The organism is Bariatricus sp. HCP28S3_F11, from assembly GCF_052065395.1.
In the GTDB taxonomy this organism is placed as follows: Bacteria; Bacillota; Clostridia; order Lachnospirales; family Lachnospiraceae; genus Allocoprococcus.
In genome coordinates this window covers 46,720-66,586 of sequence record NZ_JBQHUC010000006.1, presented here as the reverse complement: position 1 = coordinate 66,586, position 19,867 = coordinate 46,720, and the positions used below count along the sequence as shown (strand labels likewise).

The 19,867-nt window shown below is 45.8% G+C and carries 19 protein-coding genes and 1 riboswitch; all 19 genes read right to left on the bottom strand.

Features of this window, described 5'->3' with window-relative positions; genetic code table 11:
- Nucleotides 1–19: 19 nt before the first annotated feature.
- The 19 genes from ACTNBR_RS04630 to pstC all read right to left on the bottom strand — a co-directional run bounded on the left by ACTNBR_RS04630 (nucleotide 20) and on the right by pstC (nucleotide 19,854).
- On the bottom strand, nucleotides 20–955 hold the full coding sequence (locus ACTNBR_RS04630) for a molybdopterin-binding protein (protein ID WP_441016620.1): 936 nt from the start codon (nucleotides 953–955) through the stop codon (nucleotides 20–22).
- 6 nt (nucleotides 956–961) lie between these two features.
- Complete coding sequence (gene moaA / locus ACTNBR_RS04625) at nucleotides 962–1,927, bottom strand: GTP 3',8-cyclase MoaA (RefSeq protein WP_441016623.1); 966 nt, start codon at nucleotides 1,925–1,927, stop codon at nucleotides 962–964.
- Between the two features lie 46 nt (nucleotides 1,928–1,973).
- The gene (locus ACTNBR_RS04620; protein ID WP_441016626.1) at nucleotides 1,974–3,002 is read right to left on the bottom strand and encodes an XdhC family protein; all 1,029 of its coding nucleotides are present in this window, start codon (nucleotides 3,000–3,002) and stop codon (nucleotides 1,974–1,976) included.
- 3 nt (nucleotides 3,003–3,005) lie between these two features.
- Nucleotides 3,006–4,031, bottom strand: coding sequence for a molybdopterin-binding protein (locus tag ACTNBR_RS04615; RefSeq protein WP_441016629.1), 1,026 nt, complete (start codon nucleotides 4,029–4,031; stop codon nucleotides 3,006–3,008).
- A gap of 92 nt (nucleotides 4,032–4,123) precedes the next feature.
- Nucleotides 4,124–4,642, bottom strand: coding sequence for a molybdopterin-guanine dinucleotide biosynthesis protein B (mobB, locus tag ACTNBR_RS04610; protein ID WP_441016632.1), 519 nt, complete (start codon nucleotides 4,640–4,642; stop codon nucleotides 4,124–4,126).
- Entirely contained in the window at nucleotides 4,624–5,829 is a 1,206-nt protein-coding gene (locus ACTNBR_RS04605; RefSeq protein WP_441016635.1) for a molybdopterin molybdotransferase MoeA, read from the bottom strand. The genes mobB and ACTNBR_RS04605 overlap by 19 nt, the downstream gene beginning before the upstream one ends.
- An 86-nt stretch (nucleotides 5,830–5,915) precedes the next feature.
- Nucleotides 5,916–6,052: riboswitch (molybdenum cofactor riboswitch) on the bottom strand.
- A gap of 111 nt (nucleotides 6,053–6,163) precedes the next feature.
- Nucleotides 6,164–6,763, bottom strand: coding sequence for a molybdenum cofactor guanylyltransferase (gene mobA / locus ACTNBR_RS04600; RefSeq protein ID WP_427818885.1), 600 nt, complete (start codon nucleotides 6,761–6,763; stop codon nucleotides 6,164–6,166).
- A 128-nt stretch (nucleotides 6,764–6,891) separates the two neighbouring features.
- On the bottom strand, nucleotides 6,892–7,617 hold the full coding sequence (gene fdhD, locus ACTNBR_RS04595) for a formate dehydrogenase accessory sulfurtransferase FdhD (protein ID WP_441016638.1): 726 nt from the start codon (nucleotides 7,615–7,617) through the stop codon (nucleotides 6,892–6,894).
- Nucleotides 7,618–7,699: 82 nt separating this feature from the next.
- A complete protein-coding gene (gene fdhF / locus ACTNBR_RS04590; protein ID WP_441016641.1) occupies nucleotides 7,700–10,408 on the bottom strand; it encodes a formate dehydrogenase subunit alpha in 2,709 nt (902 codons plus the stop codon).
- Nucleotides 10,405–12,243, bottom strand: coding sequence for an NAD(P)-binding protein (locus tag ACTNBR_RS04585; protein ID WP_441016644.1), 1,839 nt, complete (start codon nucleotides 12,241–12,243; stop codon nucleotides 10,405–10,407). Before ACTNBR_RS04585 ends, fdhF begins: the two co-directional genes overlap by 4 nt.
- A 28-nt stretch (nucleotides 12,244–12,271) precedes the next feature.
- A complete protein-coding gene (locus tag ACTNBR_RS04580) occupies nucleotides 12,272–13,096 on the bottom strand; it encodes a formate/nitrite transporter family protein (RefSeq protein ID WP_441016647.1) in 825 nt (274 codons plus the stop codon).
- A gap of 207 nt (nucleotides 13,097–13,303) precedes the next feature.
- The gene (gene yqeB, locus ACTNBR_RS04575; protein WP_427818880.1) at nucleotides 13,304–14,197 is read right to left on the bottom strand and encodes a selenium-dependent molybdenum cofactor biosynthesis protein YqeB; all 894 of its coding nucleotides are present in this window, start codon (nucleotides 14,195–14,197) and stop codon (nucleotides 13,304–13,306) included.
- Nucleotides 14,198–14,306: 109 nt separating this feature from the next.
- The gene (locus tag ACTNBR_RS04570; protein ID WP_427806297.1) at nucleotides 14,307–14,489 is read right to left on the bottom strand and encodes a hypothetical protein; all 183 of its coding nucleotides are present in this window, start codon (nucleotides 14,487–14,489) and stop codon (nucleotides 14,307–14,309) included.
- Nucleotides 14,490–14,615: 126 nt separating this feature from the next.
- A complete protein-coding gene (locus tag ACTNBR_RS04565) occupies nucleotides 14,616–15,956 on the bottom strand; it encodes an ATP-binding protein (protein WP_441016650.1) in 1,341 nt (446 codons plus the stop codon).
- Nucleotides 15,946–16,632: a response regulator transcription factor gene (locus tag ACTNBR_RS04560; RefSeq protein ID WP_427806295.1), complete on the bottom strand. Its 687-nt coding sequence runs from the start codon at nucleotides 16,630–16,632 to the stop codon at nucleotides 15,946–15,948. Before ACTNBR_RS04560 ends, ACTNBR_RS04565 begins: the two co-directional genes overlap by 11 nt.
- A gap of 72 nt (nucleotides 16,633–16,704) precedes the next feature.
- Nucleotides 16,705–17,361 (bottom strand): phosphate signaling complex protein PhoU, encoded by a 657-nt coding sequence (gene phoU, locus ACTNBR_RS04555; protein ID WP_427806294.1) that lies wholly within the window; start codon nucleotides 17,359–17,361, stop codon nucleotides 16,705–16,707.
- A gap of 1 nt (nucleotide 17,362) precedes the next feature.
- Nucleotides 17,363–18,112, bottom strand: a complete 750-nt coding sequence (gene pstB / locus ACTNBR_RS04550) for a phosphate ABC transporter ATP-binding protein PstB (protein WP_441016653.1) — start codon at nucleotides 18,110–18,112, stop codon at nucleotides 17,363–17,365.
- On the bottom strand, nucleotides 18,099–18,974 hold the full coding sequence (gene pstA, locus ACTNBR_RS04545; protein ID WP_427806292.1) for a phosphate ABC transporter permease PstA: 876 nt from the start codon (nucleotides 18,972–18,974) through the stop codon (nucleotides 18,099–18,101). Before pstA ends, pstB begins: the two co-directional genes overlap by 14 nt.
- On the bottom strand, nucleotides 18,967–19,854 hold the full coding sequence (pstC, locus tag ACTNBR_RS04540) for a phosphate ABC transporter permease subunit PstC (RefSeq protein WP_427818877.1): 888 nt from the start codon (nucleotides 19,852–19,854) through the stop codon (nucleotides 18,967–18,969). The genes pstA and pstC overlap by 8 nt, the downstream gene beginning before the upstream one ends.
- Nucleotides 19,855–19,867: the final 13 nt, after the last annotated feature.

The following is a 19,867-nucleotide window of genomic DNA, read 5'->3' as shown; positions in this document are numbered from 1 at the left end:
TTGTTTCTCATTTTATATTTTATTGTCTTGCACACTCACCTTCGCTTCCTCTCAGGATTCCAAGTCCGTGAGAGAGCTCCGGTAAAATGAATTCAAGAGATTCTTTGACTGCTTTCGGGCTTCCCGGCAGATTCACAATCAGTGTGCCCTTTCGTATTCCCGATTCTGCTCTACTGAGCATAGCCCGTCTGGTGATCGTCATGGAATATCCGCGGATTGCTTCGGCAATTCCTCGTGCCATCCGGTCACATACCGCAATCGTTGCCTCCGGCGTGATGTCCCTCGGAGAAAATCCGGTTCCGCCTGTCGTAAGAATCAGGCTCACCTGCCTCTGATCGGCAAGGCGCTTCATCTGACGCTCAAGTCCCACTCTTTCATCCGGAAGGAGAATCGTCTCCACCACATCGTATCCGGCTTCTTTTAACATTTCGCAGATGAGCGGTCCGCTTTTATCTTCCCTTTCTCCGGCAAAGCCTTTATCACTTAAGGTAATCACAGCCACTGTAAATGGCCTTTCCTGCTCCGGCGGAATCATTTCGATCTTATCACCTTTTTGAATATGCCCTCCGTGAAGCACCTTTGTAAATACACCTTCTCTCGGCATGATGCAGTCACCCATTTTTTTATAAATCTCGCAATGACTGTGACACTCTTTTCCAATCTGGGTCAGTTCCAGAAGGACTTCGCCAATCTTAAATCTGGTCCCCACCGGAAGCGCCCGCAGATCATACCCTTCTACGATGAGATTCTCGCCAAATGCGCCATAATCTATTTCTGCTCCTCTTGCGCGGAAATCTTCAATCTTTTCCACTGCAAGAAGGCTGATCTGGCGATGCCATTTACCGCCGTGGGCGTCTCCTTCAATGCCCCAATCCTCCAAAATCTGCGCCTCCGGTATTTCTTTCTTCTGCGTTCCTCGCTTTTCGCTGATACAGATTGCTTTTATCTCTCCCATATTTTATTATCCTCCTATCAAAGCCATTTCGCGCTGCTCCGTAATCATTTCCTTCTGTTCAAACTGATGCGATACCGGTTTATTTGAAATCGCAAGTACCAGCAAATGATTTACTTCTTCCATGTCTCCTGCTCTGAGTGCTTCTTTAATGGATAAGCTCTCATCAAAACACAGGCATGCTTTTATATCACCCGTTGATGTCATGCGGATCCGATTGCAGCTCTTGCAGAATTTGCCATGAATTGCACTGATAAATCCGATACTTCCTTCAAATCCCGGAACAGAATAATAGATTGCCGGTCCGTTTCCATGTACACGTGTATCGGGCTTTAATTCCCCGTATTTTTCTTCCATTTTTTTCAGCAGCTCTTCATTATAAACAGGCTCAAATTTTTTTCCATATCCGATTGGCATCATCTCGATAAACCGGACATCCAGCTTTTTATGATGTGCAAGTTCGGCTAAAGCCTGCCATTCCTTTTCGTTCTGCCCTTTCTGAAGAACCGAATTGATTTTCACCGGAATCTGAAGTTCCAGTGCTGTCTCAATTCCATCCAGCACTGCCTTAAGTTCATCCCTTCCGGTAATCTCTTCAAATCTTTTTTCGTCCAGAGTATCAAGACTGATATTTACAGCATCCAATCCTTTTTCCTTCAGTTGTTCTGCGTATTTTGAAAGGAAAACTCCGTTTGTCGTAAGTGTAACCTTTTCAATCCCCGGAACCTTCTTTAGCATTCCCACAAGCGTAGGACATCCAATTCTTGCCAGCGGTTCCCCGCCTGTCACTTTTATTTTTTTAATTCCCAGTGTTGCCGCTTCTTTGACTACGGCTTCTATTTCTTCAAACGTCAGTATTTCTTCCATCGGGATCCAGGAAATTCCTTCCGGCATGCAGTACCGGCAACGCAGATTACATCTGTCTGTGATGGAAATTCTCATATAATCGATTTCTCTTCCAAAACCGTCCTTCACTTGAGTTTCCTCCTTTTTTGTGATTCGTTCGGTTATCAGCCAAAAACTATATCAATTCAAGAAGTACGCTCACGACGCCTCCGCAGACCATCCCTTCTTCCTCTGCGTCCGCGCCTGTCATATCCACCTTACAAAGAGCGATTTCGGGGCCTTTTCCTGCCGCCATCAGAAGTGCCTTCTGTGTGACATTCGCCTCCATACATCCTCCGCCTATCGTACCGATACATTTCCCATCTCTAAGAACCAACATTTTGATTCCGACTCCCTGTGGTGCAGAACCTTTTCTCTTTACAATCGTTGCCATGACTTTCTTTTCTGGATAATCCTCCCGATCCAGAACCGCCTTCACAATTTCTTTCGTATATCCGCAGGTTCGTTTCTTTTTATTCTTCACTTCGATAATCTCTGCCATGATCGCAACTGCAATTTCCACCGGTGTCTGTGCTCCGATGTCAAGGCCGATCGGTGTATATACTTTGTCTAATACTTCTTTATCAATTCCTTTTTCTACAAGCGTCTGCTTCACCATCGTAGTTCGGCGTCTGCTTCCTATCATCCCAATATAGGCATGTTCTTTCTGAGCAATCTTTTCAAGGCAAACCTGATCGTATCTGTGACCGCGAGTTACGATTACAAAATAAGTGTCTGAATTTCCTTCCACTTTATCCAGTCCCTGTTCAAATGGTTCACATATCACGTTCGCTGCCCCTGCGCGTCTTGCATTGTCAGCAAAAGTCGGTCTGTCTTCCAGAACTGTCACTTCACATCCCATCATAACACCTAGTGTAATGACAGGAATCGATACATGACCGCCTCCACAGATGACAATTTGCTTCTCCTGACCCAGAACATCACAAAATATCTCACGGCCTCCAAGAAGAAAAGTTTCTGTTTCATTCCGTTCTTGGATTTCCTTCTTATATTCCCGGAAAAATCCGTTTTCTCTGCTCTCCCAGACGATATTTCCATCTACTAATAAAGCCTTTTCTCCGATATTTTCTCCGTCCAGAACGGTCAGAACGCTTCGAAGCCTGTTCACATCTGTCTCTTGTATTGCCTCAAATAATGCTCTCATTTTCTACATTGCCTTTCCAAATCCACAATTTGGGAACGTACATACAGGACATGAGAGGCAAAGTCCTCCTTGTCCAAGTAGATTTAGATCTTTGACTTTTAATTTTTCACCGGTCATAATTCTAGGAAGAACCAGATCGAAAATGGTCCGTTTCGCATACATTACGCAGCCCGGAAGGCCCATTACCGGAATTGCACCATCATAATATGCCAACATGAACATGGCTCCCGGAAGCACCGGTGCTCCATATGTCACGATCTCGGCTCCCGTATTCTTGATGGCAAGCGGTGTCCGGTCATCCGGATCCACACTCATTCCGCCCGTGCAGATCACCATGTTACATCCTCTTGCAATCATTTCCATGATCGCTTCTGTGATTTTCACATGATCATCGTCACACAGAATATGTTCCGCTTCTTCAATTCCATATTCTGCGATTTTCTCCCGGATCACCGGGGTAAATGTATCCTGAATTCTTCCTTTAAAGACTTCGCTTCCCGTGGTCACGATACCGACTTTTTTCTTCTCGTAAGGTCTGACCTGAAAAATCGGTTCGTCACCGCCGATCTCTTCCGCCGCCTTCATCTTGTCCTCATGAATCACAAGCGGAATCACTCTGGTTCCTGCAATCTTGTCTCCCTTTTTGATTGGGAAATTTCCATGACGGCTTGCAATCATAATCTCACCAAGCGAATTGATCCGGTTCAGCTTCTCCACATCAATTTTCAGCACTCCGTCAATATCTGCAATCAGTTCGATTTTTCCTTCTTTTACATCTGAGGGGTGCATATTACTTCCCTGACAGATTTTTCGAAGGATCTCTGCCGCTTCATTTTCATGCAGCATTCCTTCTTCCTTTTCCCAAATATACAAATGCTCTTTTCCTACAGACAGAAGAACCGGAATATCTTCTTCCTTCACTACATGCCCTTTCCGAAATACGGCATCCTTCGTGACTCCTTTAATGATCTGTGTAATATCATGGCACAGAACCTGTCCTACAGCATCCTCTGTTTTTACTAGTTTCATCTTTTTTATCTCCTAAATCTACTTGTACGTTCTCATTTCCCGAAAACAGTATAACAAAACCGTACATAAAATCATGTTGCCCAGACAACTTTTTATCGATTTAATCCTGCTTTTTCCAGCAGTATCCCTAATATTATCTCGATTTCATCCAGTCCTGTCATCTTTTCTTCTTTAAAATGTCCGTCCTCCCAATCGCTTACGATCAGAAATCTTCCCTCAGGATTGGAAGCCGGCTCTCCTGATATCTCCCTGCGGATCACTTCTATTTTCGGATAAGTACTGTTCTTCATTCCCTCAATCAGAATAAGATCCGCTTCCGGAAACTGTGCAATCATTTCCTCAGGAGTTTCCCTGCAGCCTTCTTTGTATACGAAACTTCGATATTTTGAAAATACCGCCGTTCCATACGCACCGGCTTCGCGAATCCGGTAGCTGTCCGTTCCGGGTATATCACACTCAAAATCATGTCCGTCGTGCTTAATAACCGCCGTTCGGATTCCTTTTTCCGAAAGAAGCCTCACAAGCCGCGTGATCAGTGTCGTTTTTCCGGAATTTTTCACACCGCAGATTACTGCGACAAATGGTTCTTTTTTTACAACATCACCACACATACCGTCTCTCCTTTTTCTATCTTAGGAGTTCCCGCCGGAATCTCAATCAGACAGTTACATCCACACATACTGCTTAAAATTCCGGAATCATTTGAACCATCTGCGATTTTCACATGGCCATCCGCGCATCTCGCTCTGACATAACGTGTGACATGGCTCATTTTCAAAAATTCACTGTCACATACTACCATGATTCTCTTAATGGCAAGGTCGTATCTTCCGGACATTTTTGCAAGTACCGGGCGGATTAAAAGCTCCAGATTTACAGCCGCACCATACGGGTTTCCCGAAAGACAAATGAGCGGCTTTCCCTGATAGAGTGCACAAAGGGTCGGCATTCCGGGCTTAATCTGTACTCCCCAGAAGAGCTTTTGACAGTCCAGAATCTGAAGCACTTCATGCATGATGTCTTTCTTTCCTACCGATACACCTCCTGTCGTGATCAGGATATCTGCATTTTCGGCAGCTCTCCGGATGTGCCCTGCGACAATCTTTGCATCATCTTCTGCCCTTCCCTGATAAGTAACCTGTACTCCCCAAGACTTCAGCCGCGTGACACAAGTATATAGATTCGAATCATATATTTTCCCCGGAAGAAGCTCTTCGCCGGGGAGCATGAGCTCATCTCCGGTTGTCAGCACCGCCGCGCGCGGCGCTCTGTAGACTGATATCTTCTCCATCCCAAGACTTGCCAGGACTCCCGCTTCTATCGAACCAATTACCATTCCCTTTGTCAGAAGCTTCGCTCCCTTTTTGTAGTCTTCCCCTTCAAAGCAGTAATTCTGGTATGCTTTGATCTCTGCATAGATTTCTACCGTATCTTCTCCGTAATCTGTATCTTCCTGCCCGATGATGCAGTCGGCTCCTTCCGGAATCGGCGCGCCGGTCATAATTCTAACGGCCAATCCCGGCTCCACTTTTTTCTCCGTCACATGACCGGCATCCACTTCATCGATCACACGCAGCCTGACCGGTCTTTCCCTCAAAGCCCCCCGGATATCCTCGCTTCTTACTGCATATCCATCCAGGGGTGACCTAGAAAACGGAGGCTGATTTCTTGTCGCATAAATATCTTCGGCAAGCACCCCTCCTACGGCATCCCACAGAGATATTTCCTCACATGCAGTGATTTTCTCCGTATGACTGAGCAGAATTTCTGCAGCCTGTTCTAACAGTAACCTTTCCATTTTCCTCTCCTTTTTAAAGTATTAATTCAAGATAAAAACGGCAGCAGAAAGACATGAAAGTCCTCCTACTGCCGTTTATGCGCAATACGACCACTTCATGTTCTTTTTTTCAAATAAGGAAGGCCTTCACATTTCTATTCGGACCCCGGGGATGAGAGATTCATCCCGGCTTGGCATCATATCTCTTCGACTTAGATGCTTTCGCTCAAAGAACACTTATATTATATCATATTTTATTATTGGGGAACATCCCCTAATCATTATTTTGCTTTTTTATCAGTACCGGGGACGTTCCTTTTGTAATGCATGACCTTTTGTCCCTTGGCTCATAATATCATTGAACATCAATAACAGAAAGCATTTTATACTCTTCCATAGTATTCACATTCCGCAACATCCTGGCAAAATTTTCATTCTCAGTCACATCTACATATAAAATATGCATTTTTTCAAATGCATCTCTGATTTTATAATTTCCCGATAAAATCTGCCGTTCCATCACCTGTGCAACACATTTCCGGTAAATCGCTGCCAGCGGATGCATTCTTCTTTCCAGTACCGGCATGACACCGTCATATATGATATGCTCCTGTTTTCCCGCTTCGTCCATCTTTGTTTTCAGATAACGAAACAATTCGATTTTCAAAAATGGCATATCGCACGCGGCAACCATCACTTCATCCGACTCACACGCTGTAAGTCCAGCATGTATTCCGCCAATTGGACCGCAATCGGGATAAATATCCCTCACAATCCGGCAATTCTCATACGTTCCATAGACCTTTGCTCCGTAGGAAATCCAGATTGTATCTGCGTCTTTTGAAAATTCATGTATCATTCGGGTGGTAAATGTCTCATTTCCATAGAGAAGATCTCCTTTATGTCGCCCACCCATGCGGCTGCTTTTTCCGCCTGCAAGCAGTAATCCATCCATATTCTATCACCTTATCTTTTCACATTCTTTAGAAAGTATAGCATATTCTGACTCCGAGCAGATACATTTTTGCAGAAATTCAAGACTCACCGCCTAAAGAGGCGGAAGTCATCTCCCATCTGATATTACTACGACACATACACCCTAATCCGATCCGGTCTTGCCGCACAGATCAAGGTAAGACGATATTTCTTTGCCAATTCTACTGCTTCTGCCGTCGGAACCGCCTTACAAACTGCTATGGGTATCCCGGCGCGTATCACCTTTTCAGCCATATCTGAGGGCATTCTTCCACTGGAATACAGCATACATTTTTTTAAATCTATTTCATGTAACAAAGCATAACCAACCACTTTATCGATTGCATTATGACGGCCGATATCTTCGCAGGCAAATATTACTTTCCCCTCTTTTGCAAGAAAGCAGCTGTGTGTTCCCCATGTTTCGTTGTGAAGCGGCATTCCTTCTGCAAGGATATCTGCCAAATGGAAAATCCATTCTTCTTTCCACTTGACAGGCGAAACCGGGGACAACTTTTTACACTGCTTTTCATTCCATGCATCATTTTTCATGGTAATCGTTGCAATTTTCCCATCGTTTCCTATATGAATCTTCTCTATTTCATCTACCTTCTCTATGATTCCTTCTGTTCGAAGTCTTCCAAGGACAGCTTCCGTAAGATACTGTGGAGTGCACATCGTATGAAGAATAAGCTTCTCATTGATGATAATATCTATTTTTTGTTCTCGTAAAATTCTCGTATTTTCCTGATATCGTTTTCCTTCCCGACTTATATACAGACACTCACTCTTTTCTGTTAACGGTCCCTGTTCATATTGATTCATTACTTGCATGAAGTCTTCCTTCCTATCATGTCAAATCCTGCACTATTTGCAAGGAAACCGGCACCATACAGGCACCGGTCTCATCCTACTTTCAAGATAACTTTTCTACTCTAACGGCACAGACTTTATATTCCGGTGTGCTTGAAATTCCGTCCAATGCATCATTCGTCAGCCAGTTCGCACCGCCTTCGATGTAGTGGAACGGCATCCAGCACTCACCTTCTCTGGTCTTTCCTGATACACTCGCTTTCCCCTTGATTCTTCCTCTTCTGGAAGAAACAGCTACCATCTCGCCATCTGCAATACCAAGTTTCTTAGCGTCTTCATTATTCACTTCAATGAAAGATTCGCTGGCAATCTGATTTATTCCTTCTGTTTTATCCGTCATTGCGCAGGCATTGTAATGGTACAAGATACGTCCGGTCATCAGTACAAGCGGATAAGTTTCATCCGGAAGTTCCATGGATGGTTTGTATTCTGCCGGCCTGAAATATCCAAGACCTCTTGCGAATTTACCCACATGCATAATCGGAGTTCCAGGATGCTCCGGATTCGGGCATGGCCACTGAAGTCCTCTTCCCGCCACTTCTTCGCTGTCCAGACGGGCATGACTGATGCCGCCAAATGACGGGGTAACAGAAGCGATTTCGTCCATGATCTCTGCCGGTGTCAGGTGCGGCTGCGGATATCCCATACGGTTCATGATCTCCGTAAAGATCCAGGTATCCGGTCTGGTCTCGCCTGCAATCTCAACAGCTTTTCTGACACGCTGTACACGGCGTTCTGTATTGGTAAATGTTCCTTCTTTTTCCGTATATGAACGTCCCGGAAGAATCACATCCGCAAGTTTTGCGGTCTCCGTCATGAACAGTTCATCCACCACGAAGAAATCCAGAGATTCCAGTGCATGGATCACATGACTGGTATTCGGATCCGTTCTGACCGGATCTTCACCGAAAATGAAGAGTCCTTTGATCTCTCCCGAGATCATCTTCGGGAAACAGTCGGTCGCTTTGATTCCGACGTTCGGGTTAAGTTTCGTATTCCATGCTTTCTCAAACTTCTCCACAATACCCGGTGCAACGATATTCTGATAACCCGGGAACTGATTCGGAGCGGCGCCCATATCGCAGGCACCCTGTACGTTATTCTGTCCGCGGATCGGATTTACACCGCATCCCGGACGCCCGATCTTTCCGACCATCATCGCAAGATTGGAGAGTGACATAACGCCCTCTGTACCGGTATGATGCTCTGTAACTCCCAGACAGTAAAGGATCGGTGCGCGATCTGCCGTTGCATACATTCTTGCCGCCTCTCGCAGAAGATCCGGATCAATACCGCAGATTTCTGCCACACGCTCCGGAGTGTATTCCTTCACAGCTTCTTTCATTGCTTCAAAGTTCTCGGTCCTCTCTTTGATGAATGTCTCATCCGTCAGGCCTTCTTCAATAATAATATGCATCATTCCGTTCGCAAACGCAACGTTTGTTCCCGGTCTTAATTTCAGGTGGATATCCGCCTTCTTTGCAAGATCGATCTCACGCGGGTCAGCTACGATCAGCCTGGTTCCTTTCTCCACCGCCTGGCGGATCTGCATACCGATGACCGGATGTGCATGTTCCGGATTCGATCCAACGAGCATGATCACATCGGATTCGTGTGTGACATCGTAAATCGTATTTGTCATGGCTCCTGAGCCTAATGTGGTTGCCAGCCCGGCAACAGTAGGAGCATGTCAAACACGCGCACAGTTATCGGTATTGTTGCTCTGGAATGCGGTTCTCACCATTTTCTGAAGCATATAGACGTCTTCATTGGTGGAACGTGAGCAGGCAAAACCGGCCAGTGCCTCACCTCCGTAATTATTTCTGATTTCGGTAAACTTTCCGGCAACCAGGTCAAGTGCCTCATCCCAGGTTGCACGCTCAAATTCTCCCGTCTCTTTATTCTTGATCAGCGGATAACGGATCCGTTCCGGAGAATCCACAAAATCAAAAGAAGCACTTCTTCCTTTTACGCATAACAGGCCGTGATTGGATGGACCGTCCGCTCCCTCTACATCAACAATCCTGTTATCCTTCACGATCAGATCCAACTGGCATCCTGTCGCACAGTGCGGACAGGTTGTACGGACCTTTTTCGTCTCCCATGTCCGGTATTTTTTCTTTCTTTTCTCTGTGATTGCTCCTGTCGGGCATGCCTGAGCGCAGTTTCCACAGGATTCACATAATGTCATATCCCAGTCTTCTCCGAACGGAGCCTCGATGATATTGAACATTCCTGTCTTTCCCAAAGTAATTGCATGTCTGCCTGTCATCTTTGCGCAGGTATTTACACATCTCTGACAGTGGATACAAAGTTCCGGCTGGTAGCTTAAGAACGGATGGCTGTCTTTAGCCGGACGTTCAATCTTCTTTCTTGTTCCAAGATAAGAGGTTTCCTCGATTCCATATTCGTTGCAGACATCCTGAAGTTCACAGCTTCCGTTCTGCGGGCAATAAAAACATCCTCTGTGGTGATTGGAGAGAAGCAGATCGAGTACTATTTTCCGGGCCTCCACCACACGTTCACTCATGGTCTGAACGACCATGCCTTCTTTGACAAGTGTATTGCAGGAGGTCGGCAGTTTATCCATACCTTCCACTTCTACTACACACAGACGGCAGGAACCGATCTCATTTACTTCTTTCAGATAACACAGTGTAGGAATCCTGATTCCAACGGATCTTGCTGCTTCAAGGATCGTTGTTCCTTCCTGCACTTCTGCCTGAATTCCGTCAATTTTCAGATTAATCATTCGTCACGTCCCCCTTTCAGTACACCGCATCCGAAGTGATCGCAGCGCAGACATCTTCCGGCCTCCTGCATTGCCTCCTCATGAGTATACGGATTTTCCACATGCTCAAAATCATGCTTTCTCTCATATGCCGGACGTTCAGTAATGTTGGCACGTCCGGTCGGAATTCGATTGTTTTCTTTTGGACTTGGCACTGTGGCTTCACAGTTCAGTTTATGATGATAACCGAGGTATTCATCAATATTATGTGCCGCAACTTTTCCGGCTGCTATAGCCCGGATTGCCGTAGCAGGCCCGGTTGCGCAGTCTCCTCCGACAAATACTCCGGGAAGATTCTCCACTGCCGTATCCAGGCCGGCCTTAAATACACCGCGTTCTGCCTCCATTCCGAATTCTTCAAACGGACGGCTCACGATATCCTGTCCTACCGCGATCAGGATAACTTCACACGGAATTCTCTCCGGATCTTTTTTCGCATCGACCGGACTCGGGCGTCCCGCACGGTCATACGGTCCGATCATCTGCGGCTGCACGATGAGTGCCGAACAGTTTCCTTCGGCATCTTTTTCAATGCTCTTCGGAGATTTCAGCGTCAAAAGCTCGATGCCTTCCATTACAGCCGATTCAATTTCCGTATCCAGCGCCGTCATGTCATCCTGACGTCTTCTGTAAACGATACGCACATCTTCGGCGTTGCATCGCACTGCACTTCTCGCCGCATCCATCGCCACATTTCCTCCACCGATGACCACTACATTTTTGCCGGTATAATCCGGAATATTTCCATTCCCGATCCGATCCAGCATCTCCACTGCGGATTCCACATTTCCCGCATCGCTGCCTTCCAGGCGAAGACGCTTCCCTGCCTGTGCACCAATCGCCACGAACATCGCATCGTATTCTTTATGTATTTCTTCAATCGGAATCTCGGTTCCGATTTTTGCTTCGTACTTGACTTCAATATCTCCTGCCGACAAAATCGCACGGATATCTTCATCCAGCCGGTCTTTCGGGAAGCGGTAATTCGGGATTCCATACCGAAGCATTCCCCCCAGAGCTTTCTGGCGTTCAAAGATCGTCACTTTATGTCCCATAAGTCCCAGGAAATATGCTGCAGTCATACCGGCAGGACCGCCTCCGATGACTGCCACCTTTTTACCGGTTGACTTATTCGCTTTCGGAACCGCAACTTTATCTGCCGCAATCTGATCCACCGCATATTTCTTGAGTCCGCGGATATTGATGGAATCGTCAATCAGATTTCTCCGGCATCTCTGCTCACAAGGATGTTCGCAGATCATGGCACAGGCCGTCGGAAGCGGGTTGTCCTTACGGATCATGTTGATCGCCCCCGCATAGTCTTCCTCCCCGATCAGCGCAATGTATGCCGGGATATCCACATGCGCCGGACAAAGATTGATGCACGGCACCTTCTGTCCCATCTCGCCGGGACAGACATGGTCTTTAATATGGCTCTCATATTCTTCCCGAAATGTATCCAGTCCCTGCAGCACTTCAATTGCTGACTGGTAGCCAATCGCACAATCCGCCGTGTCACGGATCATGGTAGCCAGCCGTCTCATATGCTCCAGCGTCTCCATTGTGGCATCCCCTTCCAGGATGCTCTTCAGTAATGTTTCGAGCTGCGGAAGCCCGTCACGACAGGGAACACATTTTCCGCAAGTCTGATTCTTTGAAGCCGTAAGCAGTGAAAGCTGTACGGTCAGCGGACAGGTTCCCGGCGGATATACTTTTACTTTTGTCTCAAATTTCTCCAACAGCCTGCCGATTTTTACGTCACAGCTTTTTGGATCCGCAAGAAAAATCTTACTCATTTCCTTCCCTTCTTTCTCTTTCATCTTTCTATTTCTGATTATTTCTCAGATAAATAAACCAGTAAACACATCCGACACAGATACCGCCGCCGACAATGTTGCCGAGCGTAACCGGAATCAGATTCGTTCCCAGGAAATTCCCCCATGTGATCACACCCAGATTTACGCCTGCCGCCGCTGCCGCTTCCGCATATGCCGGAACTCCTTTGGCAAAAATACCGGCTCCGATATAATACATATTTGCCACACTATGCTCAAATCCACAGACCACAAAGATCATGATCGGGAAAAACAGACCGATGATTTTGCCTGCCACATCTTTTGCAGCAAAGGAAATCCATACAGCAAGACATACCAGGAAATTACAGAAAATTCCTCTGATAAATGCATCTCCAAAGCTTAACGTACATTTTCCCGCTGCAGTAGAGAGCACAGAAACCGCCATTCCGTTATCGAAAAGACTGATCTGGTGAGAAAACACCACGCCAGCTGCCACAAGAAGTCCTCCGATAAAATTACCAAGATATACAACCACCCAGTTCTTCAGCATACCGGATATCTTGATCTCCTTCTCCAGAAGCGGGATCGTAAGCAGACAGTTTCCGGTAAACAGTTCACTTCCCGCAAGAAGCACCATCGTAAGCCCTCCCGGGAAAATGCATGCTCCTATCAGTTTTCCGACAGATGCCGGTTTTACTCCTACCGCTGCTGTCGTTGCTCCTACGCCGCCAAGTGCAATAAAAGCTCCGGCCATGACTGCCATGAGAAGCATCTTCGGAATCGGTGTATTTACCTTGCCTTTTCCGATATTGATATAATTTTTGGCCACTTCAGCCGGTGAAAATAGATTCATTTTCTTTTTCCTCCCTTTTATCAATTATTTTAATAAGTCTACTTGTAAATATTATTGTATAAGAGGTATAACCAGATTTCAAGAAAAGTTATTTTCTAGACAAGTAAGTTATTTTTGTGACATTTTACAGTACTAAAACAAGACCACTGGACATTTTGAAAGTATACATAGTAGCGAAAAAAGGTCATCTGACACGACCGATGACCTTTACTTCTTATGTTCTTTTATTTTTTTCGTCTCTACAATGCTGCACACGCTCTTTCCGATTATCCTGGCTTTATCTGAGATCAGGAAACAGTTCCTGCGGTCAGGTCTTGCATCGATATCACCAATTTTGAGTCCTTTCTTTACTTCTACTCCTTTCTGAAGCATTCCTCTTACGATTCCCGACATTTTTGCGGTCACCGATATTCCCCCAGTCTTTGCGACAATCTGCCCTTTCTGAACCAGATCACCAATCTGTACTAATGGTTCCATGATCCCATCCGCCGACGCACTTACTAGTCTCTCCCGGGTATAGCCTCCGACTTCTCCGGGAATCCCTGTATTCGGAGCCGCAGTTCCTTCTGTAATAATTCTTCCAAGCTCATCTCCTCTTAGAGTCTCAATCACATAATGACAATCTTTTCCTGCATGGAATCCCGGACCGATTCCAATCACAAGAGGCGCATCCTGAATCGAAGTGCCCAGATTTCTTTTTGCCATAATTGCATCCACCAACACATCTGGAAGGTACTCACCAATTATTTTAGCTTTTTTATCTACAAGAACAGGAATATTCCCATTCTCCACTTCCAGGTCGATCTCTTCCAGATTGCTGACCAGAACTGCTTTCGCCTTTTCAACCTGTGCTTCCCCTTCGTATACCGCACGCGAAAATGACACCATCCTTCTAACTGCAAGCGGAATCGGGATTTCCGTCATCACGACCTCATGTCCTGCTTCCCATAATTCATATGCAATCCCAGTTGCCAGATCTCCTGCACCTTTTATCAATATCCTCATCTCATTATTCTCTTCTTTCTTCAGCACCATCCGATTCCTTTTATTTTCAAACACCGTAATAACATTATGTACGCCTTTATCAAAAAGTGCAAACAAAACTTATATTCTTGTGAATTTTTTGTCGACTCCAAAATCATTTTCTCATTTGCATAGCAACAAAGAGGGGCACGGCTCTCATCGCCGTGCCCCCTCTTACTATTTTGTGTTATCTTTCATAAATAATATATGCCGGATTATGCAAAGTAACAGATTTTTCGAACTTTTCTTTCATTTCCTTCCGTTCTGCCTTATCTCTCTTCTTTCCATATTTATACCAGTACGAAACTCCTCCGAGAAGAACAAAAGCGGCACAAGTTGATAAGATTTCTGCAATCGCCAATGATGTCATAATAGTTACCTCCGAGTTAATGCTTTATTATTTCTTTATCTAACGGCTATTCTAGTACTCATTTAGCTTTCAGTCAATTCATATTAACAAAAATAATAAACGAATTTTCTTTATTTATGAATAGAATTATGTACATTCCGACGTGTTTTGTTCTTCATGGAAGATCAACTCCATCCTGGTTCCTTTGCCGACTTCACTCTCCACATGTATATCCGCCCCATGCAGGAGCGCTCCATGCTTCACGATAGAAAGTCCAAGCCCGGTTCCGCCGGTTTCCCGTGAGTGACTCTTATCCACCCGGTAAAACCTTTCAAAGATTCTGTCCTGATGTTCTTTCGGAATTCCGATTCCGGTATCATTTACGATCACTTTTTTTCCATTCAGCGTATTTCCGACCCATACACTGACTTTTCCGTTTGGTACATTATATTTGATTGCATTTTCAATCATATTATAGATCATCTCATCCAGAACCTGCCTGATTCCGTGGCAGGTCACATGCTCTCCCACTACCTCGATCCGCACATTTTGTTTCTCGGCCTGTACGGAAAGCCGGCTTACAATATCACGGACCAGCCGATACAGATCTACATCTTCTTTTTCCAGTTCAATTGTTCCCTCATCGAGCTTGGAAAGCCGGATGATATCGCCGATCAATGTGATCATACGACTGGCTTCATTATAGATCCGGCGCGAAAACTCTCTCATATCCTCCTGACGTACAAGACCGTCCATCATGATCTCCGCATATCCGGAGATTGAAGTCAACGGTGTCTTCAGTTCATGCGACACATTGGCAGAGAATTCTCTTCGCATCTGTTCCATCTTTTCCTTTTCCCTGTTCTGCCTGTCGATCCTCTCCAGAAGCGGCGAGAGTTCTTCATATACATCATTTTCCAACGGTTTTTCCAGATCCAGCGTATTGATCGGCCGGATCAGACGTCCGACTTGTACGTTCGTCACAAACCAGGAAATCAGAGCCATTGCGATCCCGATCAGGATCATATACGGAAGAACTTTAAGAGCCGTCCGCCATACTGTGTCCATATTCTTCGCCACACGCAGAATCGTTCCGTCATCCAGTCTCACTGCATAATACAGCATTTCCTTTCCGACTGTATCCGACAGGCGGATGTCCTGCCCGGTTCCGCTCTTTTTTGCCTCTTTAATTTCTTTTCTGCTGCTGTGATTCTCCAGTGCGTTCTGTTCTCCTGTCGAATCGTAAAGGACCTTGCCTTCTGCACTGATCCAGGTCACGCGGGTCTCCTTGCGCGCCTCATCCATATCCTTCATATACTGTTCGCCCGAAATACGGATAGCTGTCCGGATATAATCTGCCTCCTGCGCCAGTTCCGTTTCCATGATGCCAAGTGTCTGCCGATAGATAACAATCGTCATCAGACTATAAGAACAGAGCAGTGCCAGCGTCACGATCAGGATCATACTTCGCTGAATTTTATTTTTCATCTTTCTCTCCCCGTATCCTATATCCGACTCCGCGTACCGTCTCAATCCGTTCGCCTTCTTCTCCAAGCTTCTGGCGCAGAGTTCTTACATGGACATCCACGGTCCGGGTCTCACCGCCAAATTCATATCCCCAGATCTCCTCCAGAAGGCGATCCCTTGTGAGAACGATATTCCGGTTCTCCATGAGCATTCTAAGCAATTCAAATTCTTTCAAGGTCAGCGTCACATCCACTCCTGCGGCATACACCTCATGTTTCTTCTTGTTCAGCCGGATCTGTCCGACAACAAGTTCTTCCGCCTCTTCGGTCTTCACACCGCTTCTTCGAAGTACTGCCTTGATTCTTGACACCAACTCCATCATGCCGAAGGGTTTGGTTACGTAATCATCTGCTCCCGAATCCAGTCCCAGCACTTTATCATATTCTGCGCCTTTGGCAGTCAGCATGATGACCGGAATATGCCTTGTTTCCGGCGCCGCTTTCAGTTTTTTCAGAATGGACATTCCATCCTCACCTGGAAGCATGATATCAAGCAGAACAAGCTCTGGCAGATTCTCTGCCAAAGCTTTAAAAAAAGCGGGACCATCTTCGAAGCCTCTTGCTTCCATTCCTGTAGTTTCCAGTGTATACACTACTAAATCACGGATGTTTGCCTCATCCTCCACACAAAAAATCATTTTGTTTTCTCCTTCTTTACAGATCAAAGGCTCCCAGATCCATTTTTCCAGACATGCCGCTTTCATTCAATGTCAGATACGGACATTTCCCGCATGAATACCTGTGATGGAAAATTCAACCCACTCTGCAATATTCGTCGCATGGTCACCGATTCGCTCCAGATATTTCGTGATCATGATCAAATCGATCGCTGTATCACCGCCGCAGCCTTTCTGTTCCGCAATGGTATCTACAAGCTCTTTTTTGATTCTGTCAAACAGTTCATCCACCACATCATCCGCATCCATGACTTTCCTTGCCAGTTCCAGATCTTTCTGCACGTAAGCGGATACACTGTTTCTCACCATCTTCATCGTTGCTTCTGCCATACGCCCGATATCTTTCAGGTTTTCATCTCCATTAAACTCCGCTGAAGTAACAATATCTGCAATATCTGCCGTTTGATCTCCGATTCGCTCCATATCCGTAATCATCTTGAGCGCCGCCGATATCTGCCGCAGATCTCTCGCAACCGGCTGCTGCTGAAGAAGCAGTTTCAGGCAAAGATTCTCGATGTCTTTTTCCATCTGGTCGATTTCCTCATCTGCTGTGATCACCGCTTTCGCACGGCCCATGTCATTTTCTTCCAGTGCTCCGGTAACCTCTTCGATCGCCGTCTCACAGAGCTCTCCCATATGTATGAGCATCTGGTTCAGCATTTCAAGCTGTCTGTCAAATCTGTTCCGCATGTTATCCAAACCTCCCTGTAATATAGTCTTCTGTCCGTTTGTCAGAAGGAATTGAGAATAGCTTCTCTGTATCATTATATTCAATTACTTCACCCAGGAGGAAAAATGCCGTATTGTCAGACACGCGGACTGCCTGCTGCATATTGTGCGTGACCATGACAATAGTATAATCTTTTTTGAGTTCCATCGCAAGGTCTTCTATTTTCGATGTTGAAATCGGATCCAACGCCGAAGTCGGTTCATCCATCAGCAGGACCTCCGGCTGTACTGCAAGTGCTCTCGCAATGCAAAGTCTCTGCTGCTGCCCGCCTGACATTCCCAGTGCACTCTTTTTCAGTCTGTCCTTGCACTCCTCCCAGATTGCCGCATCCCGAAGGGATTTCTCTACAATATCATCCAGCTTGGCCTTGGAACGAATTCCATGTGTTCTCGGTCCGTAAGCAATATTATCATAGATACTCATCGGAAACGGATTTGGTTTCTGGAACACCATTCCGACACGCTTTCTCAAATGATTCACATCAATATCTCCATAAATGTCTTCGCCATCCAGAAGGATCTCTCCTTCAATGCGGCAGCCTTCCACCAGATCATTCATTCGGTTCAGAGATTTCAATAAAGTAGATTTTCCACAACCGCTGGGTCCGATAAATGCTGTGATTTTATTTTCTTCTATGTCCAGATTTACATTTTTCAGCGCTTTAAAATCACTGTAATATAAATCCAGATTCTTCACACTAATTTTCGCCATTTCCATTTCCTTTCGTAATCTTTTTTGCAATCACTCCGGATAACATATTAATACCGATAACCAGAATCAGCAGAATCACTGCCGTTGCATATGCCTTATCCGTATGGAGTCCTTCATTTGCCAACACATACATGTGAAGCGCCAGCGTACGTCCGGATCCCAATACATTTTTCGGAATCTGTGCAACGGTTCCTGAAGTATACATAAGTGCTGCCGTTTCACCGACGATACGTCCGATTGCCAGAATCACACCTGCAAGAATTCCGGGAACCGCACTTGGAAGTACGATTCGGAAAATCGTACGCAGTTTTCCTGCTCCGAGTCCGAAGCTTCCTTCTCTATAGGAATCCGGGACAGATTTCAATGCCTCTTCCGTCGTACGCATGACAAGCGGAAGAATCATGATCGCCATGGTAAATGCTCCGGCAAGCAGCGATAATCCCCATTTTAATGTCGTCACAAAAAACAGCATACCGAAAAGTCCGTATACGATTGACGGAATTCCCGATAAGGTCTCTGTAGTAAGACGGATAACTCCGATAAACCGGTTGCCTCTTTTTGCATATTCCACAAGGAAAATGGCAGAGAAAATTCCCAAAGGTACCGCAATGATCAGCGAAAGCAGCGTCATTGCAACCGTGTTGACCAGCGCCGGGAATAAGGAAACATTATCCGAATTGTATTCCAGCGCAAATAAATCTGCGGAAATATAAGGGATTCCATGAATCAAAATATACGCGATCAGAAATAACAGTACCGCAAAAGTCAGGAACGCGCTAAGCAGAACCAGAAGTGCGAGCACTGCGGAGCCGGGTGCATTCTTGTAAGAAATCAATTTTTGTTTGATCTTTTTTTTACTCATTCTCACCCCTCCTGTTCAATAACGCTACACTGAAGTTAATGATCAGAATGAATACAAAGAGCACGACGCCTGTAGCAATCAGCGCTTCTCTGTGAAGTCCTGACGCATATCCCATTTCCAGGACGATATTTGCAGTCATGGTTCGTACTCCTTCGAAAATACTTTCCGGAAGACGCGCCTGGTTTCCGGCTATCATGATTACTGCCATCGTCTCACCGATTGCGCGTCCGATTCCCAGAACTACACCGGCAATCACACCGGATTTCGCAGCCGGAAGCACAACCTTGAAAATGCTCTGTTCGTGCGTTGCTCCCAGCGCCAGAGAGCCTTCATAATACTGTGACGGAACCGCACGGATGTTGGATTCCGTCACACCGATAATCGTCGGAAGAATCATCATTCCAAGCAGAAGAGATGCCGTCAGGATCGAATTCCCGTCTCCACCCTTATGCAAAATTCCTGCCTGTCTGAGTGTTTTCCCGAATTCCCGAATTGCCGGAACCATGACCACAAGCCCAAAAAATCCATAAATGACCGAAGGGATTCCTGCCAGAAGTTCTGTTGCGCCTTTAAGCACCGGGTAGATCTGTTTCGGACAATATTTTGCCATAAACACGGATGTAAGAATTCCAATCGGTACACCGATCAGGATTGCACCGGCTGTGACGTAAATGCTACCCATGATCATCGGGAAAATTCCGTATATGTCATTATTCGGACGCCATACCGTACCTGTCAGGAATTTTACAAATCCTATTTCTTTCATTGCAGGGACACCATTTATGAATAAAAATACACAAATGAGTGCTACCGCCAGCACCGAAGTGCAGGCGGCAATAAAGAACACACCCTGCATGAGTTTTTCTTTCCATGCATTCATATGAAGTACCTCA